Origin of the sequence: Amycolatopsis mongoliensis, from assembly GCF_030285665.1 — a bacterium.
Classification (GTDB): Bacteria; Actinomycetota; Actinomycetes; order Mycobacteriales; family Pseudonocardiaceae; genus Amycolatopsis; species Amycolatopsis mongoliensis.
In genome coordinates, this window is sequence record NZ_CP127295.1 from 2,056,945 (window position 1) to 2,081,446 (window position 24,502).

21 protein-coding genes and 2 tRNA genes are annotated in these 24,502 nt (G+C 71.2%); 8 read left to right on the plus strand and 15 right to left on the minus strand.

What is annotated here, in order from left to right:
• Positions 1 to 39: 39 nt before the first annotated feature.
• From QRX60_RS09925 to QRX60_RS09960, 8 genes are all read right to left on the minus strand, one after another.
• Positions 40 to 1,389 (minus strand): cellulose binding domain-containing protein, encoded by a 1,350-nt coding sequence (locus QRX60_RS09925; RefSeq protein WP_286000474.1) that lies wholly within the window; start codon positions 1,387 to 1,389, stop codon positions 40 to 42.
• Positions 1,386 to 3,008: a glycosyl hydrolase family 18 protein gene (locus QRX60_RS09930; RefSeq protein WP_286000475.1), complete on the minus strand. Its 1,623-nt coding sequence runs from the start codon at positions 3,006 to 3,008 to the stop codon at positions 1,386 to 1,388. The genes QRX60_RS09925 and QRX60_RS09930 overlap by 4 nt, the downstream gene beginning before the upstream one ends.
• A gap of 234 nt (positions 3,009 to 3,242) precedes the next feature.
• Complete coding sequence (locus QRX60_RS09935) at positions 3,243 to 3,779, minus strand: hypothetical protein (RefSeq protein WP_286000476.1); 537 nt, start codon at positions 3,777 to 3,779, stop codon at positions 3,243 to 3,245.
• 124 nt (positions 3,780 to 3,903) lie between these two features.
• A tRNA-Arg gene (locus tag QRX60_RS09940) sits at positions 3,904 to 3,977 on the minus strand.
• Between the two features lie 46 nt (positions 3,978 to 4,023).
• Positions 4,024 to 4,113: transfer RNA gene (locus QRX60_RS09945), tRNA-Ser, on the minus strand.
• A 65-nt stretch (positions 4,114 to 4,178) separates the two neighbouring features.
• On the minus strand, positions 4,179 to 5,894 hold the full coding sequence (locus tag QRX60_RS09950) for a phosphatidylglycerol lysyltransferase domain-containing protein (protein WP_286000477.1): 1,716 nt from the start codon (positions 5,892 to 5,894) through the stop codon (positions 4,179 to 4,181).
• A gap of 37 nt (positions 5,895 to 5,931) precedes the next feature.
• Positions 5,932 to 7,911, minus strand: a complete 1,980-nt coding sequence (locus tag QRX60_RS09955; RefSeq protein ID WP_286000478.1) for an acetoacetate--CoA ligase — start codon at positions 7,909 to 7,911, stop codon at positions 5,932 to 5,934.
• A gap of 49 nt (positions 7,912 to 7,960) precedes the next feature.
• The gene (locus QRX60_RS09960; protein WP_286000479.1) at positions 7,961 to 8,590 is read right to left on the minus strand and encodes a dienelactone hydrolase family protein; all 630 of its coding nucleotides are present in this window, start codon (positions 8,588 to 8,590) and stop codon (positions 7,961 to 7,963) included.
• A gap of 145 nt (positions 8,591 to 8,735) precedes the next feature.
• Between QRX60_RS09960 and hisC the strand changes: the two genes are divergently transcribed.
• Positions 8,736 to 9,791 carry a histidinol-phosphate transaminase gene (gene hisC, locus QRX60_RS09965; protein ID WP_286000480.1) on the plus strand — a complete coding sequence of 352 codons (1,056 nt, stop codon included), beginning with the start codon at positions 8,736 to 8,738 and terminating at the stop codon, positions 9,789 to 9,791.
• Here hisC and QRX60_RS09970 read toward each other — a convergent pair.
• Both QRX60_RS09970 and QRX60_RS09975 read right to left on the minus strand, forming a co-directional pair.
• Complete coding sequence (locus QRX60_RS09970) at positions 9,781 to 10,554, minus strand: sulfite exporter TauE/SafE family protein (protein WP_286000481.1); 774 nt, start codon at positions 10,552 to 10,554, stop codon at positions 9,781 to 9,783. The two genes, hisC and QRX60_RS09970, sit on opposite strands and share 11 nt — an antisense overlap.
• Before the next feature lie 79 nt (positions 10,555 to 10,633).
• On the minus strand, positions 10,634 to 10,987 hold the full coding sequence (locus tag QRX60_RS09975) for a VOC family protein (RefSeq protein WP_286000482.1): 354 nt from the start codon (positions 10,985 to 10,987) through the stop codon (positions 10,634 to 10,636).
• A 54-nt stretch (positions 10,988 to 11,041) separates the two neighbouring features.
• Here QRX60_RS09975 and QRX60_RS09980 point away from each other — a divergent pair, with 54 nt between their 5' ends.
• Together QRX60_RS09980 and QRX60_RS09985 are read left to right on the plus strand one after the other, a co-directional pair.
• Positions 11,042 to 11,731, plus strand: coding sequence for a FadR/GntR family transcriptional regulator (locus QRX60_RS09980; protein WP_286000483.1), 690 nt, complete (start codon positions 11,042 to 11,044; stop codon positions 11,729 to 11,731).
• 36 nt (positions 11,732 to 11,767) lie between these two features.
• Entirely contained in the window at positions 11,768 to 12,580 is an 813-nt protein-coding gene (locus QRX60_RS09985; protein WP_286003545.1) for a class I SAM-dependent methyltransferase, read from the plus strand.
• Here the strand turns inward: QRX60_RS09985 and QRX60_RS09990 are convergent.
• A complete protein-coding gene (locus QRX60_RS09990; protein WP_286000484.1) occupies positions 12,577 to 13,074 on the minus strand; it encodes an FBP domain-containing protein in 498 nt (165 codons plus the stop codon). The genes QRX60_RS09985 and QRX60_RS09990 overlap by 4 nt on opposite strands.
• Before the next feature lie 64 nt (positions 13,075 to 13,138).
• On the opposite strand from QRX60_RS09990, the gene QRX60_RS09995 reads away from it, so the two are divergent.
• Positions 13,139 to 14,638, plus strand: coding sequence for an adenylate/guanylate cyclase domain-containing protein (locus QRX60_RS09995; protein ID WP_286000485.1), 1,500 nt, complete (start codon positions 13,139 to 13,141; stop codon positions 14,636 to 14,638).
• Here the strand turns inward: QRX60_RS09995 and QRX60_RS10000 are convergent.
• Positions 14,626 to 15,615 carry a beta-ketoacyl-ACP synthase III gene (locus QRX60_RS10000; protein WP_286000486.1) on the minus strand — a complete coding sequence of 330 codons (990 nt, stop codon included), beginning with the start codon at positions 15,613 to 15,615 and terminating at the stop codon, positions 14,626 to 14,628. The two genes, QRX60_RS09995 and QRX60_RS10000, sit on opposite strands and share 13 nt — an antisense overlap.
• 213 nt (positions 15,616 to 15,828) lie before the next feature.
• Between QRX60_RS10000 and QRX60_RS10005 the strand changes: the two genes are divergently transcribed.
• Positions 15,829 to 16,302 carry an Lrp/AsnC family transcriptional regulator gene (locus tag QRX60_RS10005; RefSeq protein ID WP_286000487.1) on the plus strand — a complete coding sequence of 158 codons (474 nt, stop codon included), beginning with the start codon at positions 15,829 to 15,831 and terminating at the stop codon, positions 16,300 to 16,302.
• Here the strand turns inward: QRX60_RS10005 and QRX60_RS10010 are convergent.
• Positions 16,280 to 17,359, minus strand: a complete 1,080-nt coding sequence (locus QRX60_RS10010; RefSeq protein WP_286000488.1) for an FAD-dependent monooxygenase — start codon at positions 17,357 to 17,359, stop codon at positions 16,280 to 16,282. The two genes, QRX60_RS10005 and QRX60_RS10010, sit on opposite strands and share 23 nt — an antisense overlap.
• On the minus strand, positions 17,356 to 17,784 hold the full coding sequence (locus QRX60_RS10015) for a GbsR/MarR family transcriptional regulator (protein WP_286000489.1): 429 nt from the start codon (positions 17,782 to 17,784) through the stop codon (positions 17,356 to 17,358). The genes QRX60_RS10010 and QRX60_RS10015 overlap by 4 nt, the downstream gene beginning before the upstream one ends.
• 56 nt (positions 17,785 to 17,840) lie before the next feature.
• On the opposite strand from QRX60_RS10015, the gene QRX60_RS10020 reads away from it, so the two are divergent.
• Both QRX60_RS10020 and QRX60_RS10025 read left to right on the plus strand, forming a co-directional pair.
• Entirely contained in the window at positions 17,841 to 19,040 is a 1,200-nt protein-coding gene (locus QRX60_RS10020; RefSeq protein ID WP_286000490.1) for an MFS transporter, read from the plus strand.
• Positions 19,041 to 19,194: 154 nt separating this feature from the next.
• Complete coding sequence (locus QRX60_RS10025; RefSeq protein ID WP_286000491.1) at positions 19,195 to 19,599, plus strand: SsgA family sporulation/cell division regulator; 405 nt, start codon at positions 19,195 to 19,197, stop codon at positions 19,597 to 19,599.
• Positions 19,600 to 19,690: 91 nt separating this feature from the next.
• Here the strand turns inward: QRX60_RS10025 and QRX60_RS10030 are convergent, their stop codons facing one another.
• Entirely contained in the window at positions 19,691 to 20,794 is a 1,104-nt protein-coding gene (locus QRX60_RS10030; RefSeq protein ID WP_286000492.1) for a S1 family peptidase, read from the minus strand.
• Between the two features lie 448 nt (positions 20,795 to 21,242).
• Between QRX60_RS10030 and QRX60_RS10035 the strand changes: the two genes are divergently transcribed.
• Positions 21,243 to 24,152: an ATP-binding protein gene (locus QRX60_RS10035; RefSeq protein ID WP_286000493.1), complete on the plus strand. Its 2,910-nt coding sequence runs from the start codon at positions 21,243 to 21,245 to the stop codon at positions 24,150 to 24,152.
• Positions 24,153 to 24,502 lie beyond the last annotated feature (350 nt).

Genomic DNA, 24,502 nt, shown 5'->3' on the forward strand with positions numbered 1-24,502 from the left:
CCCGGGGAGCCGGCAAGGAGACCTTCGTTCACGACGGCGTCAGAAGCCCGCCGTCACCTTCGTGAAGTCCCAGTCGTTCTGCGTGATGCCGCTGCAGGCCGACTGCACACCACCGCCGGGACACCCACGATCCCGGTTCACCGACCAGAACGCCAGCCTGCCGATGTGGTTCGCCTTGGCCCAGTTCGTGATCTGGGTCCACGTCGAAAGATCGGTCAGCTCCTGCTGGTCGGACAGGCCGTTCATGCCCGAGATGCCCAAGTGGCTGTACGCCGTGGCGTCGCTCCAGCCGAACGTCGACTTCAGCTTGTCGCGCAAGCCGTTCGCCGCGTTCACCGTGCTCTGGTACATGTTCGCACCGCCGCCGAAGTCGAACGGCATGATCGTGTACACGTCCACGCCGGCACCGAGGGCCTTCGACTGGTCGATGAGCCGGTTGCCGTAGTAGTTCGGGCCGGTCGTCGACGTGCCGAACGTCAGGATCGTCTGCACGCCCGGGTTGTTCTGCTTGACGATCTTCAGCGCGTTCAGGATCCGGTCCTGCACGGCCTCGTTCTCGAACTCGTCGGAGTTCTCGATGTCGATGTCGATCGCCTTCAGCCCGTACGCGTTGATCACCTGCTGGTACGCGCCGGCCAGGGCGGCGGGCGTCGAGCAGTTCGGGCCGAGCTTGTTGCCGCTCCAGCCGCCGAACGACGGGACGACCTGACCACCCGCCGCCTTGATCTGCGCGATCGCGTTCGCGTCCGCACTGCCCGACAGCGGACGGCTGCTGTCCCACGCCGGATTGCAGCCACCGGAGGCGTTGACGAACGCCATGGTGAACCACTTGACGCCGGTCGCGTTCATCACCGTCTGCGGGTTGGGCGGGCTGCCCCAGCCCATGTACAGGTACGGCGCGCCCTTGCCGCCGGTGCCCGGCGGCGGGGTGGTCGTGGGCGGGGGCGTCGTCGTAGGCGGCGGTGTCGTCGTGGGGGGTGTGCCCCCGGCGGAGCACGAACCCCCGTTCAGCTTGCAGTTCGACGGCGCGACGTACGAACCCGAGTACGCCACGTTGAAGCCGAAGCTCGCGCTACCGCCGTTGCCGACGTTGCCGTTCCAGGTGTTCTTCACCGTGACGTGCTGGCCGGACGCCGTGTAGCTGCCGTCCCACAGCGAGGAGATCTTCGCGCCGCTCGGCAGGTCGAACTCCACGGTCCAGGTCGGCAACGTCGAGCCCGAGCCGTTGGCGATCGTGTACTTGCCCTCGTACCCGGTGCCCCAGTCGGAGCCCTTGGTGAAGGTCGCGGACACGCCGCCCGCCGCGTTCGCCGGGGCGATCACGAACATCGCGCCGACCGTGGCGGCCGCGGCCGCCAGCCCGAGCGCGGGCAACCACCGGCGCCTCATGACAAGCCGTTCTTCATCGCGGTGATGAGCTCGCCACCGGTGGTGTCGCCGGTCAGCTCCCAGAAGAAGGCGCCGCCGAGACCCTGCTGCTTGGCGTAGGACATCTTCCCGCCGATGGTCGCCGGGGTGTCGTAGCTCCACCAGTTGCTGCCGCACTTGGCGTACGCGGTGCCGGCGAAGGTGCCGGTCGACGGGCAGGTGTTCTTCAGGACTTTGTAGTCCTCGATGCCCTGCTCGTACGTGCCCGGCGCGGGGCCGGTCGCGGGGCCGCCCGGGGTCGACTGCGTGACGCCGGTCCAGCCGCGGCCGTAGAACCCGATGCCCAGCAACAGCTTGCTCGACGGGACACCCTTGCTCTTCAGCTTCTGGATCGCCGCGTCGGAGTAGAAGCCCGGCGTCGGGATGCCGGCGAAGTCGGTCAGCGGCGAGTGCGGCGCCGTCGGACCCTGTGCCGCCCAGGCGCCGAAGTAGTCGTAGGTCATCACGTTGTACCAGTCGACGTACTGCGCGGCGCCGCCGTAGTCGGCGACGTCGAGCTTGCCGCCGTTGCTGCCGTCGGCCGTGATCGCCGAGGTGATCAGGAACGACGAGCCGAACTTCGCCCGCAGCGCGCCCATCAGGTTCTTGTAGGCCGCGGCACCGCTGGTGTCACAGGACAGGCCGCACGAGTTGGGGTACTCCCAGTCGATGTCGATGCCGTCCCAGATGTCCGCCCAGCGCGGGTCCTTGAGCAGGTTGTAGCAGGACTGCGCGAACGCGGCCGCGTTCTGCGACGCCTGGCCGAAGCCGCCGGAGTAGGTCCAGCCGCCGAACGACCAGATCACCTTGAGCCCGGGGTGCAGCTTCTTCAGCTTGCGCAGCTGGTTGAAGTTGCCGGCCACCGGCTGGTCCCACGTGTCGGCGACGCCGTCGACGCTGCCCGCGGCGTCGTAGGTCTTCTGGTAGTCGGCGTACGGGTCGTCGTTCGCCGTGCACTGGCCGTTCGTCACGTTGCCGAACGCGTAGTTGATGTGCGTCAGCTTGCTCGCCGAACCCGACGTCTCGATGTTCTTGACGTGGTAGTTGCGGCCGTAGACACCCCACTGCACGAAGTAGCCGACGTTCTTCAGGCCGCCCGGCGGGGGCGGCGTGGTGGTCGTCGGCGGCGTGGTCGGCGTCGTCGGGGTGGTGGTCGGCTGCGTCGGGGTCGTCGGCGTGGTGGTCGGGGTGCCGCCGCCGGCGTCGCAGGAGCCACCGTTCAGCTTGCAGTTCGACGGCGCGGCGTAGGTGCCGGAATAGGCGACGTTGAAGCCGAAGCTCGCGGTCGAGCCGTTGCCGACGTTGCCGTTCCAGGTGTTCTTGACGGTGACGTGCTGGCCGGCCGCGGTGTAGCTGCCGTCCCAGAGGGAGGCGATCTTCGCGCCGGACGGGAGGTCGAACTCGACCGTCCAGGCGGGCAGCGTCGAGCCGGAGCCGTTGGTGATCGTGTACTTGCCTTCGTAGCCGGTGCCCCAGTCGGAGCCCTTCGTGAAGCCGGCGCTGACACCGCCGGCGGCGCTCGCCGGCACGGTCACGAGACCGACCGCGATCGCGCCGACCGCGGTGAACAGACCGAGGAGGTGCCATCTCTTTCTGGACATCGCTCTCCCTTGAACCAGGTGCGGGGACGGCGGTACCACCAGGCGGGGACCGGGGCGGTGTTTTGCGCCGTTTGCGAAGACGTTACGTGGTCCAGACCAATTAAGGAAGAACAACCACGGAGAGTGCTGAACGGCGGGTGACCAGCTGAGACGTTGGCGTGTTCACTGGTCCAGTCCAGTTACGCAAAGCAGCCGAGCCCGGCGGGTACCGGGCTCGGCTGCGGGTGGTTCGGATCAGTGCTGCGGGGGCGGTCCCCAGCCGGGATGCGGCGGGTACTGCTGCTGCGGCTGGTTGCCCGCGGGCCCGGCCTGCTGAGGCTGGCTCCACTGCTGGTTCCCGGTCGCGGGCTGCTGCGGCTGGTATCCCCCAGGCCCCTGCGGCTGGTTCCACGCCGCCTGCTGCGGCTGGTACCCGGTCTGCTGCGGCTGGTTCCACCCGGGCCCGGCCTGCCCGGCCGCCGCCGGCGTCCCCTCGCCGGGCTTCTTCCGCCGGTTCCGGATCCCGGTCCACAGGCTCTTGGCCCCGAAGACGACGATGAGCGCCCCGCCCCCCATCGCGGCCCACGTCCCGGCCTTGTCGGAGCTCTGCTGCTCGTCGACCGACTTGCGGCCGGTCTCCGCACCCGTCGAAGAGGAGCTCACACACTCGTCGCCGGACTGCATGATCCGCCCGCCACAGCGGACGGTCGAGTCGCCGAGCTTGCTGAACCCACCGGCGATCGCGGCGATCCCGAACAGCACGACCAGGCTCGAGATGATGATGCGTTTCATGTGCGTGTTCCCCTCGTCCTCGACATCGAGGTGATCACGCGCGAAGGGGCCGAACGGCTTAGTGGTGACACAAAGAAAGAAGCCCCCTCGCGAGAGGGGGCTTCTTTGCTGTCTCAACCAGACGTGCGCCCGAAGGGATTCGAACCCCTGACCTTCTGATCCGTAGTCAGATGCTCTATCCAGCTGAGCTACGGGCGCGTGTTCAGTTGTTCTCTAACCTAGCACCCGGCGAACCGGGTACCAGCGGAGGCTCCGGGATTTGAACCCGGGAGGGGGGGTTACCCCCAACCGCATTAGCAGTGCGGCGCCATAGACCAGACTAGGCGAAGCCTCCTGGGCCCAACGACCACTGCTCAGATAGGTTACACACCCCCCGATCACCCTCCGACAGCACCCCCCTCACGCCCGCTGCAGCAGCCTGAGCAGGCGCGGAGAGCGTCCGCCGAGGCCTTCCGCCTCGAACGTCGCGATGCCCACGCGGGGCAGTTCGCGGACGCCCGGGTACACCAGATAGCGGGGCACCCAGCGGGGCTGGAACTTCGCGTTGAACTTGTACAGCGTCTCGATCTGGATCCAGCGCGAAAAGAAGTGGAGCACCTTCGCCGCCGTCTTGGCCACCGGGCCCGCGCCGATGCGCTGGCCCTGTTCCATCAGCGCCCGGAACGCGGCGAAGTTGAGCGACACCTGCTCGACGCCGTGCCGCCCCGCCGCCAGCAGGAGCTCGGAAATCATCAGCTCGTTGACGCCGTTGTCGGCCGTGCGGTCGCGGCGCATGACGTCCAGCGACAACCCCTTCTCGCCCCACGGCACGAACTGGAGCACGCCGCGCACCCGCCCGCCCTGCTCGGCCGTCACCAGCACCGAACCCGCGTCGCCCATGCGGCCCAGCGCCATCGAGAACCCGCGCTCGGTGTCCGTGCCGCGCCAGTTCGCGGCCAGCGTCACCAGCTCGGCGAGTTCCCCGGGACGCAGGTCCTCGGCCCGGCGGACCAGCACCTTGTAACCCGCGCGCTTCGTGCGGGCCGCGGCCTGGCGGACGCCGCGCATGACGCGTCCGTCCAAGGTGAACCCTTCGGCGTCGACGACCGCTTCGTCGCCGATCTCCAGGACCTCCAGGCCGAACCGGGCCCAGACCGTCGCGCCGAGTTCCGAGACACCCATCGCCGCGGGAACCCAGCCGTTGCGGCGGCAGACCTCCAGGTACTCCTCGATCGCACCCGGCCACGCCTCGTGGTCGCCGAGCGGGTCGGCCGAGCACAGCGCGACCCCGGCGATCACGCGGTAGGTGACCGCGGCCTTGCCCGTCTTCGAGAACACCGCGAACTTGTCCCGCCGCAGCGCGAAGTAGCCGAGCGAGTCCCGCTCGCCGTGCTCGTCCAGCAGCTTGCGCAGGCGCGCGACCTCGTCGTCGGACAGCCGGGGCGCCGGCTCGGCCGAGCGCAGCAGGAAGTACGCCGAGACCAGGATCGCGGCGAGCCCGAACAGCAGGCCGACGGCCGCGGTCATGTCCTCCAGCCACATCTGGTGGAACACGGCGGGCCCGCTGGCCCCGACCAGCGCGAGCGCGGACTCCGCCAGCCGGTCCGGGAAGCTCATCGGCTCCAGCACCGCCCGGGACGCCACGGACAGCAGGATGACGTTGATCACGAACCCGGCCAGCGCCAGCTGCAGGAACACGCGCACCGCGCGCCAGCGCCCGACCACCGGGTCCGGCTTCGCGACGAAGTAGCGCCGGCTCGCGATCAGGCCCACCAGCAGCACGACCGAGACCAGCCCGGCGCCGAAGACGTGCCGGAGCCCGATGTGCGACACCGTGAGCAGCACCGTCGCGCCGATCGCCAGCTGCCAGGCGCGGCGCTTGCGGCGGCGCAGGCCCGCGGCCAGCAGCACGAGCAGCACGCCCGTGACCAGCGCGACGGTCGCCGCGGCGACCGTCGCCTCCTGCGGCAGCTCGAGCCACTCCGACAGGTGCCCGCGCAGGTTCCGGCGCCCGGCGGGCACCAGGACCGACACGAGCGTCATCAGTCCCGCCAGCCGGGTCACCCAGGTGATCACCCCCACGGTGGTGGCTCCCGCCACCCGCCAGGTGGTCTGCGCGCGTGTCCCCGTCACCACCTGTGCAACCCGTTGTGGACGATCATGCTTCCCCCATCTACCCTCCGGCGAGCTCCACGAACGGCGTCAGCGCCGCGGGGTTCGCCAGCGCGTCGCGGCTGACGGCCCGGTCAGGAGCCACACCGGCGAGGATCTTCTTCACCGGTACCTCACACTTCTTACCGTTCAAGGTACGAGGAATCTCCTGAACCACTACGAACCGATCGGGTACATGCCGGGGTGACAGTGCGCTACGGAGCTCCTTCTTCAGCCGGGGCTCGACGTCTTCGAGCTCGACGCCGTCGGCGAGCACCACGAAACAGATCAGCTGCCCGTCCTCGTTCCCGGCCGCCGAAGTGTCCACGACCAGGGAATCCACGACCTCGTCGTAGCCCTCGACGACCCGGTAGAACTCCGCCGTGCCCATCCGGACGCCGCCGCGGTTGAGCGTCGAGTCGCTGCGGCCGTAGATCACCGCCGAGCCGCGGCCGGTGACCCGGATCCAGTCGCCGTGGCGCCACCTCCCCGGGTACATCTCGAAGTAGGCCTCACGCAGGCGCGAGCCGTCGGGGTCGTTCCAGAAGAACACCGGCATCGACGGCATCGGCTTGGTGATGACCAGCTCGCCGACCTGCTCGACGACTGCGTTGCCGGCCTCGTCGAACGCGTTGACCGCGGCGCCCAGCGCCGGGCAGGACAGCTCCCCCAGCCAGACCGGCACGTCGGGCGCCGACGCGACGAACGCCGCGCACAGGTCCGTGCCGCCGGAGACCGAGCAGATCTGCACCTTCCTCCCGACCTCGTCCACGATCCACCGGAAGCCCTCGACGCTCAGCGGCGCCCCGGTCGAGCCGAGCGCGCGCAACGCCGTCAGGTCGTAGCGCTCGGCGGGCTTGATGCCCGCCTTCAGGCAGCTCTGGATGAACGGCGCCGACGTCCCGAAGTACGTGACGCGGTGCTGCTCGGCCAGGTGCCAGAGCGCGTTGAGGTCCGGGTAACCGGGGCTGCCGTCGTAGAGCACGATCGTCGTGCCGACCAGCAGGCCGGAGATGAGGAAGTTCCACATCATCCAGCCGGTGGTGCTGAACCAGAAGAACCGGTCGCCCGGACCGAGGTCGGTCTGCAGCGCGAGGGCCTTCAGGTGCTCCAGCGTGATGCCGCCGTGGCCGTGCACGATGCCCTTGGGCAGGCCGGTGGTGCCCGACGAGTAGAGCACCCACAGCGGGTGCGCGAACTCGACCGGCTCGAACAGCAGCGGCGCGCCCTCGTGCTTCGCGAGCAGTTCGGCCCAGTCGAGCGCGCCGTCCATCCGGCCTTCGCCGACGTACTGGACGAGCACGGTCGCGGCCAGCGACGGCAGCTTCGCCTGCAGGTCGGCGAGCGTCGTCCGGATGTCGAACCGGCGGCCGTTGTACGCGTAGGCGTTGACCGCGAAGAGCACCTTCGGCTCGATTTGCACGAAGCGGTCCGCGACCGCGCGGACGCCGAAGTCCGGCGAGCACGACGACCAGATCGCCCCGATGCTCGCCGCGGCGAGGAACGCGACCAGCGTCTGCGGGCAGTTCGGGGCCAGTGCGACGACGCGGTCGCCCTTGCCGACGCCCAGCTCGAGCAGCCCCGCCCGCGCGGCGGCGACCTGCGCGCGAAGCTCGCCGTAGGTCAGGTGGTCCGCGAAGCCGTCTTCGCGGTGGAAGATCACCGCCGTCTCGTCGTCACCCTTCGCGGCGCCCGCGACGCCGGGGGTGAGCGCGTGCTCGGCGTAGTTCAGCGTGGCGCCCTCGAACCAGACGGCGTCGGGCATCTCGCCGGAGAGCACCGCACCCGGCTGGTCGTGCCAGCGGACGCCGAGGAAGTCCGCGACCGCCGTCCAGAAGTCCGGACCGCGCTCGACCGAGAACTCCCAGAGCGAGTGGTAGTCGTCCACCTCGACGCCGCGTTCGGCGCGCAGCCACTGGCGGAAGGCTTCGATCTTGGTGTCGGCAACGTGGCTCGGCTCAGGGCGCCAGAGCACTTCGGGGGCGTCGGCGGTGTGCGTCACGTCACGAGCGTAATCCTTCGGATCCGGATGTGACGGCGCGCGGAATCCCCTAGCGCAGGTGGGCGTCGAACCAGTTGAGCGTCCGCTGCCAGGCCTCGGCGGCCGCACCCGGGTCGGCGTCGAACCGGTGGTTCGCACCCGGGTAGTGGACGACGTTCGTAGCGACCTTCGCCGACGCCGCGGCGTCGCGCAGCCGCTCGACGTCGGCACCGCCCGCCTCGTCGCCGGCGTCGCCGTACATGCCGAGCCACGGGCTGGTGAGCTTGCCGGCGATCTCGACCAGCGCGGGCAGTTCGGCGGCCTGCTGGCCGCCGACGCTGACAGCGGCCCCCAGCCTGCGGTGCGAGGCGACGACGAGCGCCGCGGTACCACCCAGGTCGAAGCCCATGACGCCGAGCAGGTCGGCCTGGACGCCGCGTTCGACGAGCCAGGCGAGGGTGATGTCCGTCGCGTCGAGCAGGTCCCGCTGCGTCAGCTCCGCGTTTTCGAGATGCGGCGTGACGGTCAGCCAGCCCTCGACGGCGAGGCTGGCGAGCAGCAGCTTCACGCCGTCGGTGACCCCGTCCGCTTCGTGCAGCACCACCAGACCGCCGCGTAGCGCGCCTTCGGGTTCCGAGAAGGTCAGGCGCAGAGCGCGGCCGTCGGTGCGCTGGTAGTCCACGGTGCTGGTCGACGTCATACGTCACTCAATCACTCGGAGGTGAACGGCGGGAAGCCAGTTTGGCAGGTCTGCTGGTCACATACCGCCTGTAGGGAGTCGCGGGGCGGCGGGCGGAAAAGATACGGTTGCCGGGTCGTCCCGTTCAATCCGAGGAGCGCCGAAGATGTCGTCCGTGTCCCCACGTGCCGATCTCGAATCGTTGCCGAAATACATCCCCGGCCGGACGATCGAAGGTGCGATCAAGCTGGCGAGCAACGAGGTGCCCGGCGGCGCGCTGCCGAGCGTCGCGCGGGCGATCGCCGAGGCCGCGGCGGGCATCAACCGCTACCCGGACACCGGCTCGCAGGCCCTGCGCGAGCGGCTGGCGCGCGAGCTGGACGTGCCGGTCGAGCGCGTCGCCATCGGCTGCGGCTCGGTGTCCCTGTGCCAGCAGACGATCCAGGCGGCGTGCGCCCCGGGCGACGAGGTGCTCTTCGGCTGGCGGTCGTTCGAGGCGTACCCGATCGTCACGCAGGTGGCCCACGCGAAGCCGGTGCTGGTCCCGATCACCGAGGGCCAGGAGCTCGACCTCGACGCGATGCTCGCGGCGATCACCGACCGCACGCGCGTGGTCTTCGTCTGCAACCCCAACAACCCGACCGGCACGGCGGTGCGGCGCGCGGAGCTGGAGCGGTTCCTCGACGCGGTCCCGGAGCACGTGCTGGTGGTGCTGGACGAGGCGTACAAGGAGTTCGTCACCGACCCCGAGGTGCCCGACGGCGTCGAGTACACGCGGACGCGCTCGAACGTCATGGTGCTGCGCACGTTCTCCAAGGCGTACGGCCTCGCCGGCCTTCGGGTGGGTTACGCCGTCGCGCCGGAGCCGATCGCCGACGCGCTGCGCCAGGTCTACGTCGCCTTCTCGGTGAACATGCTGGCCCAGGTCGCGGCGCTGGCGTCGCTCGACGCGGCCGACGAGCTGCTCGAGCGCTGCCAGGAGATCGTCGCCGAGCGCGGCCGGGTGCGCGACGAGCTGATCGCGGCCGGCTACCAGGTGCCGGAGACGCAGGCGAACTTCGTCTGGCTGCCGCTGGGTGACCAGGCGGTGCCGTTCGCCGAGCACGCGCTGGACCGCAAGCTGGTGGTGCGCCCGTTCGCCGGCGACGGCGTGCGCGTGACCATCGGGACCCGCGAGGAGAACGACCTCTTCCTGGCCGCGGCGCGCGACTTCAGCCGCTGAACTGCTTGATCGCCAGCTGGATCACGGCGGCGACGCCGATCACGACGATCACGCCGCGCAGCACCGCCGGCGGCAGCTTCCGGCCGATCTTCGCGCCGAGGAAGCCGCCGGCGGTCGACCCGACGGCCAGCCACAGCACCACGGGCCAGCTGATCGGCGCGACGAACGCGTAGATCACCCCGGCGACGACGTTGACCACGGCGGCGAGGACGTTCTTGACGCCGTTGAGCTTCTGCAGCGGTTCGGACAGCAGCATCCCCATGACGGCCATCAGCATCACGCCCTGCGCGGCGGTGAAGTACCCGCCGTAGATGCCGATGAGGAAGATGAAGAACATCAGCAGCGGGCCGGGCTTGTGCTCGGTGCCGTTCCGTTCGCGGCGGTCGGCGACCCACCTCGACACCTTCGGCTGCACGATCACGAGGATCACGGCCAGGCCGACGAGCACGGGGACGACGGCCTCGAAGGCGTCCTTCGGCAGCGACAGCAGCAGGACGGTGCCCCCGATGGCGCCGAGGAACGACGCGACGGCGAACTTCGCGACCTGCGGCCAGTAGCCGCCGAGCTCGTGCCGGTAGCCCCAGGCGCCGCTGAGGGTCCCCGGCGCGAGGCCGATGGCGTTGGACGTCGTCGCCGTCACCGGTGGGTAGCCCAGCGCGACCAGGACGGGGAAGGTCACGAGGGTCCCCGACCCGACCACGGCGTTGATGGTCCCCGCCCAGATCCCGGCGACCACGATGACCACCGCGTGCCACCACGTCATGAAGCACTCACGTGCGGAGCCTAAGCATCTCGGCGCAAGGCCGCGAAGCGGACGGGCCCAGATGTGGCAGGCGAGACAGTCACCACGGCGTGAAGACGCAGAACTCGTTGCCTTCCGGGTCGGCCATCACCTCCCATTCGAGGTCGCCGCCGCGGGGGTGGATCAGCGTCGCGCCCAGTTCCGCCAGCTCCGCCGGATCGCCGAAGACGTCCAGGTGCATGCGGTTCTTCACCGTCTTCTCCTCCGGGACCGGGTTGACCCAGATCAGCGGCCCCTCCCCGGCCGGGTCCACGATCGGGACGGGCCAGTCGTCCGGGCGTTCGCCACCGGTCAGCGAGTCGCGGCGGACGTAGCCCATCGCCCGGCACCACCAGTCCGCCAGTGCCTGGTGGTCGGTCGCGTCGAGCGCGAGGTCCTTGAACCGTGCGGTCATGGCGTGATCATGACAGTCACCACCGACACTTTCCGGAGCTGACAGGATGGCCGGGTGGACACCGAGCAGGTCTGGAGCACGACCGTCGACCGGCTGCGGTCGCTGATCGACTCCGGGAAGCTGCCGCCGGGCTCCCGGCTGCCCGCCGAACGCGTCCTGTGCGAGGACCTCGGCATCAGCCGCGGCTCGCTGCGGCAGGCGCTGCGCGTGCTCGACTCCATCGGCTACGTCCGGATCCGCGCCGGCTCCGGCACCTACGTCCGCGAGCAGCAGGAACAGCCCCTGCGCACCTGGTTCACCGAGCACGACCAGCTCGTCGAGAAGCTCTTCGACCTGCGCGCGACCGTCGAACCGACCCTCGCCGAACGGCTCGCGCGGCAGGCGACCGCGAAGACCGTCAGCCGGCTCGAGGACAACGTCGCCGAGATGGCGCAGGCCGCGGAGGACGGCGACATGCTGCACGTCATCGCCGCCGACGCCGAGTTCCACCGGGTGATCGCGCAGAACGCCGGCAACGACGACGTCGCCGGGCTGCTGCGGTCCGTGCTCGCCCTGGTCGGCGAGGAACGGCGGGCGGCGCTGCGGCTGCCCGGCCAGATCCGCAAGGCCGTCGACGACCACCGCGCCATCCTCGACGCCATCCGCCGGTCCGACCCGGCCGCGGCCCGCGAGCTGACCCTCAAGCACCTGGTCGACGCCAAGACCTACGCGCACGACTTCGCCGCGCACCCCGAAGAGCGCTAGACTTTTCACAACATTGTGAAACTTTTGGGGGTCGTGATGGAGAAGGTGCACTTCACCGAAGAAAAGGCCACCATGCTGGCCACCCTGTACGGCCGCGCGCTCGACAGCCGCGAAGCCGACCCGGTGCTCGGCGACCACGCCGCCGACGAAGCCGTCCGGCAGATCGACTACGACTTCGCCAAGCTGGGGATCACCCGCGACAGCGCCGTGAGCGTCGTCCTGCGCGCGAAGCCGATCGACGAGTGGGCGGCCGACTACCTGCGGCAGCACCCCGACGCCCTCGTGCTGCACCTCGGCTGCGGCATGGACACGCGCTTCCAGCGCCTCGCGCCGCCGGAGACCGTCCACTGGTACGACGTCGACTACCCCGAGGTCGTCGAGCTGCGCGAGAAGCTCTACGCACCCGCGCCGAACCACACGAACATCGGCACGTCGGTGACCGACTTCGGATGGCTCGACCAGGTGCCCTCGGACCGCCCGGCGCTGATCGTCGCCGAAGGCCTGACCATGTACCTGACCCCGGAGGACGGCACCGAGCTCATCCGCCGGCTGGTCGCGAAGTTCCCGTCGGGCGAACTGATCTGCGACGTCTTCAGCAAGCTGGGCATCAAGGCCCAGAAGCTCAACACCCCGGTCCGGCGCGCGAAGGCGACGCTGCGCTGGGGCATCGACGACCCGCACGAGCTGGAGCGCTACGGCCTCGACCTGATGTCCTCTTTGGACGCCTCGCACTGGTCCACTCCGGACGTCATGGCGCGGCTGCGGCCGTTCACGCGGTTCCAGCTGCGGATGCTCAAGTACTTCCCGGCGCTGGCCCGGATGGCGAACATCGTGCGGTACCGCTTCTAGCGCGACTCCAGCACCCGCGCCACGAACTTGTGCAGCTTCTCCTCCATCCGCGCGAGGCGTTCGGCCAAGGTGAGCGTCTCGTGCGGCTGGGGCACGTCGGACTTCAGCTCGCCGCGGACGTACTGGCAGCAGGCCAGGTTCCCGCAGGCGTAGATGCCCAGGGTGTTGCCGTCCCGGCCGGGCTTCCCGGCGCGCTTGCCCGAGAACAGCGTGATGTCGGCGAGCCCGTGGGTGGTGGTGCAGAAGCCGCAGATGTTGCTGCGCAGGCGGGACTTCGGGGCCGGCGCGGCCCGCAGCGCGAGCCCGACCACCTCACCGGCGTACGGCAGCACGAGGTAGGCGCGCCCCGGCGCCTTCGGGTCGCGCCAGCCGAGGAACTCCCGCCGCTCCCACGGGATTTCTCCGGGCCGGGCGGGCAGTGTCACGCCCTTGGCCTCGCCGCGGGTGCAGTTGACGAACGAGGCCCGGATCTCCTCCTGGCCGAGTGGCTCCATGATCCGCACGGTAACCAGCGGCCACCGGCGGTGGCCACGCATTTTCGGCCGTACGATCAACGCCGTGCGCAAGATCGCCGCAGGCAACTTCCGGGTGGTGTTGCGCACGAGCCTGGGCTTCGCCGGGCTCGGCCTCGGCTCCAGCGTCGCCGGCTCCGGGGTCGTCGCGCTGCTCCTGCTGCTGCAGGGCCTGCCGGGTGACGTCGGGGACCGCGGGTGGATCCTCGGGCTGACCGCCGCCGGGATCGTCGCCGCCTCGCTGCTCGTCGGGACACTGTGGACGGCGTGGCTGCAGCGCCGCACCGCGATCTGGTTCGTGCTCGGCCGCCCGCCGTCGGAAAGCGAAGCGAAACGCGCGCTGCGGCTGCCCGTCGACATGGCCGTGGTCAGCGGGACGCTCTGGCTGATCGGCACCGCGGTCCTGAGCGTGCTGGCCGGCGTGCTCGGCTCGGGCGAAGACGCGGTCGGCATGGCGACGGTGATCGGGCTCGGTGGCCTCACCACCGTGGGCCTCACCTACCTCGCCGCCGAGTGGGTGGCGCGGCCGGTGATGACGATCGCGCTGGAGATCCTCCCGCCGCGCGGGTCGCTGCCGGTCACCGTGCTCACCCGGCTCGTCGTCACCTGGGCGCTGGCCAGCGGCGTCCCGTTCGTCGGCGTCCTGCTCGTCGCCACGCCGCCGGACCTCGGTTCGGGCAACCACACCGCCAGCCTGATCATGCTGTCGGTGATCGGGCTCGGTGTCGGCGCGATCGGCACCGCCCTGCTGGCCAGGGCCGTCGCGGCGCCGCTGCACCGGCTGCGCGTCGCTCTCGACCGGATCGCGCGCGGCGACAACGACGTCACGGTCGACGTCGACGACTCCAGCGAGATCGGCCTGCTCCAGACGTCGATCAACCAGCTGGCCGCGGGCCTGCGCGAGCAGGCACGGATGCGGGACCTCTTCGGCAGGCACGTCGGCGCCGACGTCGCCCGGCACGCGCTGGAGTACGGCGCGTCGCTCTCCGGCGACGTCCGCGAGGTCACGGCGTTGTTCGTCGACGTCGTCGACTCGACCGCACTCGCCTACCACACGCCGCCGGAGGAGCTCGTCGAGAAGCTGAACCGGCTGTTCGCCGCGGTCGTCTCCGCGGTCGGCGCGCGCGGCGGGCTGGTCAACAAGTTCCAGGGCGACGCCGCGTTGTGCATCTTCGGCGCCCCGACGCGGCTCGCGGACGCGCCGACGGCCGCGCTGGCCGCCGCCCGCGCGATCCGGGACACGGTGTGCGCGAACGGCGAGCTCGACCTCGGCATCGGCGTCTCGAGCGGCCCGGTGTTCGCCGGGCAGCTCGGCACCAGCAGCCGGCTCGAGTACACCGTGATCGGCGACGCCGTCAACGAGGCCGCGCGGCTGACCGAGCTGGCCAAGACGGTGCCGTCACGGATCCTCGCCAGCGACGCCGTCGTCTCGGCCGCGCTGCCGAGCGAAGGCGCGTACTGGGAGAAGCACGGCGAGGTGGAGCTGCGCGGTCGCCAGGAGCCGACGCCGACCTGGACAGCCGGCCCGGAACCTCAGGACAGCTGACCCAGCTCCGGCCAGCGCAGCACCGTCGAGCCCCAGGTCAGGCCCGCACCGAACGCGCTGAGCAGCACGCGGTGCCCGGCGACGAGGGTGCCGTCGGCCCGGGCGTCGGCCAGGGCGAGCGGGATGGACGCGGCACTGGTGTTGCCGACGCGGTCGATGTTGGCGACGACGGCGTCGGCCGGCATGCCGAGCTGCTTCGCCGTCGCCTGGAGGATCCGGATGTTCGCCTGGTGCCCGACGAAGCGGTCGACGTCGCCGACCATCCAGCCCGCGCGCTCCAGCACGGTCCGCGACGACTCCGCCATCCGCGCGCAGGCGTGCCGGAACACCGCGGTGCCCTGCATCGCGAGGAAGCGGTCGCTCGGCTGGTCGGACAGCCGCCGCCGCGCGCCGCCGGCTTCGACCCACAGCAGGTCGGCGAGCTCGCCCTCGCTGTGCAGGTCGAACGGCCCGAACGCGCCGGGTTCGTCGGGCTCGCCCGCTCGCAGCAGGACCGCGCCCGCACCGTCGCCGAAGATCGGGACGGTCGTGCGGTCTTCGGGGTCGATGAGCGTGGTGAAGGTGTCGGCGCCGATCACGAGCACGCGCTCGGCCAGGCCGCCCGCGATGAACCCGGCGCCCGTGGCCAGCGCGTAGACGAACCCGCTGCAGACGGCGTTGACGTCGAAGGCCGCGGCGGTGCCCAGCCCGAGCCGGGCGGCGACCTGCGGCGCGCTGGCCGGGCAGGGCTGGTCGGGGGTCGACGTGGCGAGCACGACGACGTCGGCGGAGCCGCCCGCCAGGGCTTCGCGGCCCGCCCCGACCGCGAGGTCCACAGTGGACTCGTCGGGCCCCGCGACGCGGCGCTCGCGGATGCCGGTGCGGGTCCGGATCCACTCGTCCGAGGTGTCGAGCCGGGCGGCGATCTCGTGGTTTCCCAGGACTGTCGTCGGCAGCCACGAACCGATTCCGGTCAGCACGGCGGCAGGTGCGGGCACGGGAAAGCCTCCCCACGCCGGCGGGTTGGCGGGCAGACCGGCTGGTCTTCCACTTGTATGGGCTACCCCCTGGTAGACCGGCGAGTTGTGTTCCAGGTCACGGAAAAAGTTGTTTCACTTTCCCGGCGGACGGAGTAGTGAGCGACGTCACGCAAGAGTGAGCGCGCAGCGAACGCCGGGCGAATCGTCGGGGGTCCCGGCTAGCCTGCTGGAGTGCAGACTCCCGACCTCGACCAGCTGGACACCGCCATCCTCGCCTGCCTCCAGGAGGACGCCCGCACCATCGCCGAGACGATCGGCGCGAAGGTCGGCCTCTCGGCCGCGGCGGTGCAACGGCGGATCAAGCGGCTGCGCGAAGCGGGGGTCATCGAGCGCGAGGTCGCGGTGCTCTCCCCGGAGGCGCTCGGACTGAGCATGACGTTCGTGGTCATGGTCGAGATGGAGCGGGAGAACCTGGCGGTCCTGGACGCGTTCCGCCGCCAGATCCTCGCCGACGACTGCGTCCAGCAGTGCTACTACGTCACCGGCAACGCGGACTTCGTGCTGGTCGTGACGTGCCCGGACATGGCGGGCTTCGAGGCGTTCACCCGGCGGATGTTCTTCGACAACCCGAACGTCCGGCACTTCACGACGAGCGTCGCCATGGACCGGGTGAAGGTCGGGCTCACCCTGCCGCTCGGGCCGTAGGCGGGGTCCAGGACCACAGCTTCTCCGTCTGCTTCCGGATCACCGCCGCGGGCGCGCGCATGCCCAGGCGGTTGAGCGCATACCCGAGCCGTGACGTCGTCAGGGCCATCGCGCCCTTCCGGCGGGCCATCCGCGCGATGCCGCGGGTCCGGGCGAGCCGCGCCCGGTCGTAGCCCTCGAGGCCGACCGCCGCGAGCGTCACCGCGTCCTCGATCGCCTGGCACGCGCCCTGGCCCAGGTCGGGCGCCATCGCGTGCGCGGCGTCGCCGAGCAGCGCCACCCGGCCGCGGACGTAGGCCGGGAGCGGCGGCAGGTCCGTGACGTCGTTGTGCAGCACCTTCGGCGTCGCGTCGAGGAGCGGCTCGACGTGCCAGCCGCGCACCCGGCGCCGGACCTCGGCCAGGTCGTCGGCGTAGCGGACGCCCGGACGGCGTTCGTGCACCGCGAGCGCCCAGTACACCCGCTCGCCGCCGATCGGGTGGGCCAGGAAGTACGCGCCGCGGCCGAAGGTGAACGTGCCGGCCTCCTCGACACCGGGTTCGGTGACCCCACGCCAGACCGTGCAGCGGAACCGGGGCGTGATGCCGGGCCACAGCGCTTCCCGGACCGCGCTGTGGATGCCGTCCGCACCCACCACCAAATCGGCTGTCACCCGACCGGCGTCGTGGACGACTTCGCCGTCCTCGGTCACCGAATGCACCGCGCAGCCGGTCCGGACCACCCCGTCCGGCAGCTCGGCGGCGAGCAGGCGGTGCAGGTCCGCGCGGTGGAAGCACGACAACGGCGTGTCGTGCGCGGGGTCGAAGCGCCGCAGCCGCTCCCCCGAGGGCACGCACAGGTTGTAGGCCGCCTGGGACGGCGTCGCCGCGGCCCGCACCTTCTCCCCGATGCCCAGCGAGTCGAGCGCACGCAGGGCGTTCGGCGCGATCGACAGCCCGGCGCCGACCTCGCCGAGCTCGGGAGCGCGTTCGAGCACCTCGACGTCCCAGCCCGCCCGGATCAGGGCGAGCGCCGCCGTGACGCCGCCGATGCCGGCGCCTGCCACCACTGCCTTCATCGCGGTCCCTCCAGAGCCTCGGCCAACCACGCGAAGGTGTCCCGCGCGGCTTGGACCCGGGCGGCGCGCTCGTCGCCGGGTTCGAACAGCGCCAAGCCGTCGTCGGCGATGTCGACGAACGAGGCGAGCGTCGCGATGCGCTCCCGGACCACGCGCGGCCAGGCGTCGTCGTCGATGCGGAAGTAGGTGGTGCGGTCGCCCGGCACACGCTGCTTGCGGACCAGCCGCGACGCCGTCAGCAGGTTCGTGTTCGAGGTGAGCGACGCCCGGCTCGCGCCGATGGCCTCGGCGATCGCGGTCGCCGACTGCGCGGGCGGGTCGCAGACCATCAGCCAGCCGAGGATGCGGCCGGCGATCGGCGGGATGCCGTACTGCTCGGCGAAGAAGGCCGCGGCCCGTTCGGCCCAAGCTGTCGACTCGTCCATGCTAGTTGAGACTAGCATCTTCTGAAGGTCGGTAGGCTGGCCGTCTTGGGGGAACCATGCTTCGACACCGGCGGATCTTCCTGGTCGCCACCCTGATCGACGCTCTCGGCAGCGGGCTGTGGGTGCCGTTCGCGCTGCTGTTCCTGGTGCACGGCCAGGACATGGGCCTGCTCGACGCGGGGACGTCGCCGAGCACCGGTGCGCTGCTGGCGCTCGTCACCGGCCCGGCGACCGGGGCCGCCATGGACCGGTTCGGGCCGCGGGCACTGCTCGTCGCCGGGAACCTCGTGCGGCTCCTGGCCTTCTGTGCGTACCCACTGGTCCACACCAGCTGGCAGGTGATCGTGGTTTCGGTGGTCGCCGGGTTCGGCGACCGGCTGTTCTGGACGTGCAACGCGCCGATGGTGGCCCGGCTCACCTCGGGCAGCGGAACGGACCGCATGCTGGCGACGCAGACGGTGGGACGGTTCGCCGGCGCGGGGATCGGCGCGGCCGCGACCGCGGTGCTGCCGACGATCACGAGTCCGTGGGCGTTCCACCTGCTCGCGTACGTGAACGCGGCGAGCTTCGGGGTGGCAGCGGTGCTGATGGGGTTGCTGCCGCGGGCCGAAGCCCGCACGCACGCGCCGTCCGGGAGCTGGCGAACTGTGCTCGGGGATCGGCCCTTCACCGGGTTCTGCGTCACCCACACGGCTTTCACGCTCGCCAGCGCGAGCAAGTTCGCCGTGCTGCCCATCGTCGTGCGCGATTTCCTGCACGGTCCACAGTGGATCGCCGGGACCGCGATCACGCTCGGCACCGTGGTCGTCGTGACCGCGCAGCGCCCGATCGTCTCCCTGCTCGCCGGGCGCAGCCGGACCGCGGGGCTGATCGGCGCCGCGACGCTGTTCTCTGTTTCCTTCGCCCTGCTGATCCCGTTGGAAATGGTCCCCCTGCACATTGCGACCGGGCTGATCCTCGTGACGAGCCTCGGTTTCTCCGTCGCGGAGGCGATGTTCGGCCCCACCGGCACCGCGACGGCCGCCGCGGCCGCGCCCGCCGGCGCCGAAGGCCGGGCCAGCTCGATCTTCCAGCTCTCCTGGGGCCTGCCCGTCGCGCTCGCCCCGGGCCTGCTGGCCGTCCTGCTCAGCGTGAGCACCGCGCTGACCTGGTCGGTACTGGCCCTGACCTGCACGGCGGCGATCCCGGCACTGCTCGTGCTGCGGAAGAAGCTCCCCCAGGCCCTGCGCGAACCGTCACCGGCAGTCGCGGGTTGAACGCAAGGGGTATGTGCCGGACGTTACACCACAATGGACGGATGCAACCGATCAAGTGAACGTGAGAGTTCCTCCGTCATGCCGCAAGGCCCTGGCCATCTCCTTGCCGAACAGTTCGCGCCGCGCGAACCGCCACCGGACTCCAGGAGGGGCCATGCACACCGACGCCGTTCACCAGAGCCAGTTCGTGGTGCTGAACGAGAGCACCACGCCCGTCCTTTCCCGCCTCTCCTACCACGCCGACGAGCCGTTCGCGGTCACCGTCGCGTTCCGGACCGAGCGCGGCCGGTGGATCGAATGGACCTTCGCGCGTGACCTCCTCGTGTCCGGCATCGACGAGCCGGCCGGCCTCGGTGACGTCCGGGTCCGCCCGGACCTGTCCGAGGACGAGGACTTCCTCACCCTGGAAATCGAGTCACCGGACGGCTATGCGTCGTTCGAGCTCGAGGTCGAGGACGTCCGGACGTTCCTCGATGCGTCCTACGAGCTGGTGCCGCTCGGCGAAGAGAGCGCGCACTTCGACGTCGACGGGCTGATCGAGGAGATCAGCAACGTCTGACCCCTGAACCTCCCATTCCCGCGGCGAGGACGAAGGGCGGGTTTCGAGTGCGCTGGAGGCACTCGAAACCCGCCCTTTCGCGTTGCCGGGATCAGCTGGTCTTGAGGGTGGTGCCGGTGCCGGACAGCGCGCCGGCGATCGGGAAGAAGTACGTCGTCGCGGTGTTGCCACCGGACAGCAGGCCCTGCGCCGAGTTGCCGCTGATGAAGCCGCCGCCCGAGTCACCGGCCGCCGAGCGGACGTTGGTCGCGGTCATGCCGTTGACCGTGCCCTCGGAGTACCGGACGCTCTGGTTCTTGGCGCCGATGGTGCCGCAGGTCCAGCCGGTGGTCGAACCGGCCTTGCAGACCGACGTGCCGGTCGCCGCGTTCGACGAACCCCGCACCGCGGTCCCGTTGTTCATCTGCGCGACCGGGGTCCAGCTGCTGGTGGTCCGCACCGCCGCGTAGTCGCTGCCGGGGAAGCGGTAGGTGATCCAGCTGCCGAGCGCCGCGCCGTTCGACCCGGTCAGCGCGCCGCCGCCGGTGAGCGCGCCGCAGTGGCCGGCGGTGAGGAAGCCGGTCGTGGTCGAGAAGCCGACCGAGCAGCGCGACGAGCCACCGATGTAGTAGGCGTCACCGCCGCGGATGTTGGCGTGCAGGGCCGGCTTCGCGGCCGCGTCGAGGATCGTCACCGACGACTTGTCCACACCGGACCGGGTGAGGAACGCGTCGGCGGCGGCCCGCTGGCCCTGCAGGACCGACAGCGTGACGCGGTTGGTGGCGGAGTCGACGCCCCAGCCCGTGATCGCGTACGGGGCCGAGCTGTCGAGGGACTTGAACTTGTCCACAGTGGAGTCGAGCTGGCGGGCGCTGAACTTCACGACCTCCGCCTCGGCCCCGGAGGCCCGGATCCTGCCGACCGCGGCGGCGTCCGTCGTCTGGATGTGCGCCTTGCCCGTGGCGGCGTTGTAGGTGGCGCCGCCGAACGCGTCGCCGAGCGTCGCGCTGACGGCCTCGGTGACCTTGTTCGCGACGTCTTCGCTCTTCAGCCGCGTCAGCACCTGGTCGTGGGTCAGGCCCAGGTCGCGCTGCATGGCGGGCACGATGTCCGGGTTCAGCAGGTCCTGGCCCGACGCGGGGACGGCGACCGCGACGAGCGCACCCGTCGTCATCACCACGGCGGCAGCGGCACCGAAGAGTCTGGCGATCTTCATGCTTCTCCCTAGATGGTTACGCGCGGCTCTGCACTGGCCACGCAGTGGTACTCCCCCGAGTGAGGGTCCCCGCAGTGGGCGTTACGGTGCAATCCGGACGCCCGGCGAATGGGTATACGCATTCCCCCCGGACGAATCCCCTGCTCCAAGCGGTCCCACCCGCGGGTTGTCACCCGGTCGGACAGGTCCTTAAGTAGGGTTTCCAAGAACTACTTTCAGTAGCCGTCACACCCCCCTGAACGCGTTATGCGCAGCCGGAATGCGGTAATCGCCGGCGTTTCCCACGCACGGTGACCCGGGACCGGCGAATCCCGCGGCAAACCGGTGACAGCCGGTAGGCGGACGTGTGAGGGCGGTACCGACCACCTATTCGGTTAATGGTTTACGGACGGATGCGCGCTGCTTAGGCTCCCGCGCACAGCCCCCGGTGTGCGTCGAGGAGGTCGTTATGTGGTTGACGGCTCCCCGCCCCACCTCGGTGTCCGTCCGGTCGGGACCCGCCCGGCTGACCGGCCGCGACACCGAGCTGGACGCCATCGTCGACGTACTCCGGAGGCGCCCCGCCGCGGTCATGATCGAGGGTGAGCCCGGCATGGGCCGGACCCGGCTGCTCGCCGAGATCGGGCGGCGCAAGGAGTTCGCCGGCGGCCGCGTGCTCACCGGCGCCTGCCAGCCGCTGCGGGAACCGTTCCCGTACGGGCCCGTCCTGGAAGCGCTGCGCTCGGTGGGCGACGCCCCGCTCGGGCCGCTCAGCCCGGTCGCCGGGGTGCTGCGGCCGTTGCTGCCGGAGCTCGCGGAAGCGCTTCCTCCCCGGCCCGAGCCCCTCGCCGACCCGGTCGCCGAACGCCACCGCGTCTTCCGCGCGATCCGGGAACTCCTGCAGGCGTGCGGGCCGGCGCTCGTGCTGATCGACGACCTGCAGTGGGCCGACGAAGACACCCGCGACCTCCTGCGGTTCCTCGCCGGCGCGATGCCGCCGGAGCTGGCGGTGGTCGCCACCTACCGGTCCGCCACCGACGCCGGGGCGGTGACCTGGAGCGCGCCGTTCCGGACCGACCCGGCCGTGCACTCCGCGCGCGTCGCGCTGGGCGCGCTCGACGTCACCGCCGTGCGCAAGCTCGCGGTCGAAATCCTCGATCTTCCCCGCGTCACCGACGAGTTCGCGGCGAAGCTGCACGAGTGCACCGCCGGGATCCCGTTCGTGGTCGAAGAAACCCTGCGGGCCCTGCGCGAAGCGGCCGAGCGGCTGCCGGTCGGCGAAGTCCTCTCCGACCGGATGCTGGAGAACCTCGAAGTCCCGGTGCTGCTGCGCGAAGCCGTCACCGAACGGCTTTCCGCGCTGCCGGGGTCGGCGGTGCGGTTGGCCGGCGCGGCCGCGGTGCTCGGCGTCGGCGCCGAAGCCGACGTCCTCGGCGAGCTGGCCGGGCTGTCCGGCGACACCCTCCGCACCGCGCTGCTCGCGGCGTTGTCCGGCGGGGTGCTCGGCGAGGTCGGCGACAGCAAGTACGGCTTCCGGCACCCGTTGGCACGCAAGGCGGTCTACGACACGGTGAGCGGGCCCGAGCGCGCGTTGCTGCACGCGCAGGCGATCCGCGTGCTCGCCGCGCAGCCGTCGCCACCGCTCACGCTGCTGGCCCGGCACTCCCGCGCCGCCGGCCGCGTCGACCAGTGGCGCCACTACGCCGAAGCTGCCGCCGACGAGGCCGTCACCCGCGGCGAGACGTCCCGCGCGATCGACCTCCTGCAGTCCGTGCTGGCCGAACCCGGCCCGGCGCAGTCCGACATCGGGCGCGTCGCCGGCAAGCTGAGCCAGGTCGCGCTGCGCGGGTTCCGGCCCGACGTGATCGGCACGCTCGAACGCGTCCTCGAAGAGGTGGCGCTGCCGCCGTCGGTGCGCGGCTCGATCCGGCTGAGCCTCGGCATGCTGCAGGTCCGGACCGTCGGCGGGCTCGGCCGCGGCCGGCTGGAGGTCGAGCGCGCGATCGGCGAGCTGACCGACCGGCCCGACCTCGCCGCGCGCGGGATCACGCTGCTGGCGCAGCCGATCGACGGCCTGACGCCGTTGTCGTGGCACGAATCCTGGCGCGCCCGGGCGAACGAGGTGTACGAGCGGCTCGACGACCCGGAGCTGCGGCTCGCGCTCACCGCCGACCGCATCGCGGCCGCGTCGCACGTCGGCGACGGCTCGGCGTGGGCGGAGTTCGAAGCGCTGTCGGACACCGTGGGCACGGTCGCCGAGCGCGTCCAGCTGGCCCGGCTGTGGTGCAACCTCGCGGACGGCCAGTCGTGGGCCGGGCACCTCGACCGGGCGGACCGGCTGGTGACCGAGGGCGTCCGGCGGGCGACCGACGCGGGCGCGCTGTACGCGATCGGCCTGATCCAGGGCACCCGCGTCCGGCTGGACTGGGTGCGCGGACGCTGGAGCGGGCTGGCCGAAGCCGCCGAGCAGCTGCGCGACAGCTACCCCGAGCTCGGCCCGATCGTCATGGAGTCGTCGCTGGTGCTCGGCGGGCTCGCGGCCGTGCGCGGGGAGTTCGCCGCCGCGCAGCGGCACCTGAGCGCGGCGAGCGTCCACGCGCCGGACCGCGGGCCGATCCCGGTGGTGCTTTCGGCGGCCGGAGTGCTGATCACGGTGCTGCTCGCGACCGACGACGTCGACGGCGCGTGCGCGGTGGCCGACACCGCGGTGGCCGCGGCCGGGCGCAAGGGCGTCTGGATCTGGGCGGCGGCGCTGGTCCCGCCGGCGGCGCAGGCGTACGCGCGGGCGGGGCGCTGGCCCGAGGCGGACAGCGTGGTCGAGGCGTTCGCCCGCGGCATCGAAGACCGGGACGCGCCGGTCGCGACGGCCGCCCTGGTGGCCGGCCGGGCGGTGTTGCTGGAGGCACGCGGAAAGCACCTGGCCGCGGCGGCGCTGTTCGACGAAGCGGCCTCGGGCTACGCGGCACTGCCGATGCCGTACCCGGCGACGGCCATGCGGGAGCGGGCGGCGATGTGCCGGCTCGCGGCGGGCAACCGCGACGCGATCGAGGAACTGACGGCGGCGGCCGAGGCGTACGAGCAGCTGGGCGCGACGCGGGATGCCGGGCGGTGCCGTCACCAACTGCGGGAGCACGGCGCTTGGGCGCCCTCGCAACGCGGGCGGCGCGGGTACGGGAGCGAGCTTTCGCCACGGGAGCGCGAAGTCGCGCGGATGCTGGCGGAGGGAAGGACGAACCGCGAGATCGCCGACGGGCTGTTCCTGTCGCCGCGGACGGTCGAGCAGCACGTGGCGAAGGTGCTGCGGAAGCTGGGCGCTCGGTCACGGACGGACGTGGCGCGCAAGTTGCCCGGCGAAGTCACCACGGCTCCGGCGGGCTGACCAGCGCCCCAATGTGGCGTTCGGTGCGTCCCACGCACCCAATGTGGCGTTCGGTGCGTCCCGGCTCGCGCTGTTGACCACTCGCCAGCACCCCAAAGTGGCGTTCGGTGCGTCCCACGCACCCAATGTGGCGTTCGGTGCGTCCCGGCTCGCGCTGTTGACCACTCGCCAGCACCCCAAAGTGGCGTTCGGTGCGTCCCACGCACCCAATGTGGCGTTGGGTGCGTACCGGCTCCGTTGTTGACCACTCGCCAGCGCCCCAAGGCGGCCTTCGGTGCGTTCAACGCACCCAATGTGGCCTTGGGGCGCTCTGGGGGGCGCGCTGGCGGGGTGGGCGGGAGCGACCTAAC

Excerpts from the sequence above, each read along its gene's own strand:
- QRX60_RS09935 (WP_286000476.1), bottom strand. The coding sequence starts at position 3,779 with ATGAAACGCATCATCATCTCGAGCCTGGTCGTGCTGTTCGGGATCGCC.
- QRX60_RS09930 (WP_286000475.1), bottom strand. The coding sequence starts at position 3,008 with ATGTCCAGAAAGAGATGGCACCTCCTCGGTCTGTTCACCGCGGTCGGC.
- QRX60_RS10035 (WP_286000493.1), top strand. The coding sequence starts at position 21,243 with ATGTGGTTGACGGCTCCCCGCCCCACCTCGGTGTCCGTCCGGTCGGGA.
- QRX60_RS10010 (WP_286000488.1), bottom strand. The coding sequence starts at position 17,359 with ATGAAGGCAGTGGTGGCAGGCGCCGGCATCGGCGGCGTCACGGCGGCG.
- QRX60_RS09960 (WP_286000479.1), bottom strand. The coding sequence starts at position 8,590 with ATGACGTCGACCAGCACCGTGGACTACCAGCGCACCGACGGCCGCGCT.
- QRX60_RS10030 (WP_286000492.1), bottom strand. The coding sequence starts at position 20,794 with ATGAAGATCGCCAGACTCTTCGGTGCCGCTGCCGCCGTGGTGATGACG.
- QRX60_RS09925 (WP_286000474.1), bottom strand. The coding sequence starts at position 1,389 with ATGAGGCGCCGGTGGTTGCCCGCGCTCGGGCTGGCGGCCGCGGCCGCC.
- QRX60_RS09990 (WP_286000484.1), bottom strand. The coding sequence starts at position 13,074 with ATGGAGCCACTCGGCCAGGAGGAGATCCGGGCCTCGTTCGTCAACTGC.
- QRX60_RS10025 (WP_286000491.1), top strand. The coding sequence starts at position 19,195 with ATGCACACCGACGCCGTTCACCAGAGCCAGTTCGTGGTGCTGAACGAG.
- QRX60_RS10020 (WP_286000490.1), top strand. The coding sequence starts at position 17,841 with ATGCTTCGACACCGGCGGATCTTCCTGGTCGCCACCCTGATCGACGCT.
- QRX60_RS09970 (WP_286000481.1), bottom strand. The coding sequence starts at position 10,554 with ATGACGTGGTGGCACGCGGTGGTCATCGTGGTCGCCGGGATCTGGGCG.
- QRX60_RS09975 (WP_286000482.1), bottom strand. The coding sequence starts at position 10,987 with ATGACCGCACGGTTCAAGGACCTCGCGCTCGACGCGACCGACCACCAG.
- hisC (WP_286000480.1), top strand. The coding sequence starts at position 8,736 with ATGTCGTCCGTGTCCCCACGTGCCGATCTCGAATCGTTGCCGAAATAC.
- QRX60_RS10015 (WP_286000489.1), bottom strand. The coding sequence starts at position 17,784 with ATGGACGAGTCGACAGCTTGGGCCGAACGGGCCGCGGCCTTCTTCGCC.
- QRX60_RS09985 (WP_286003545.1), top strand. The coding sequence starts at position 11,768 with ATGGAGAAGGTGCACTTCACCGAAGAAAAGGCCACCATGCTGGCCACC.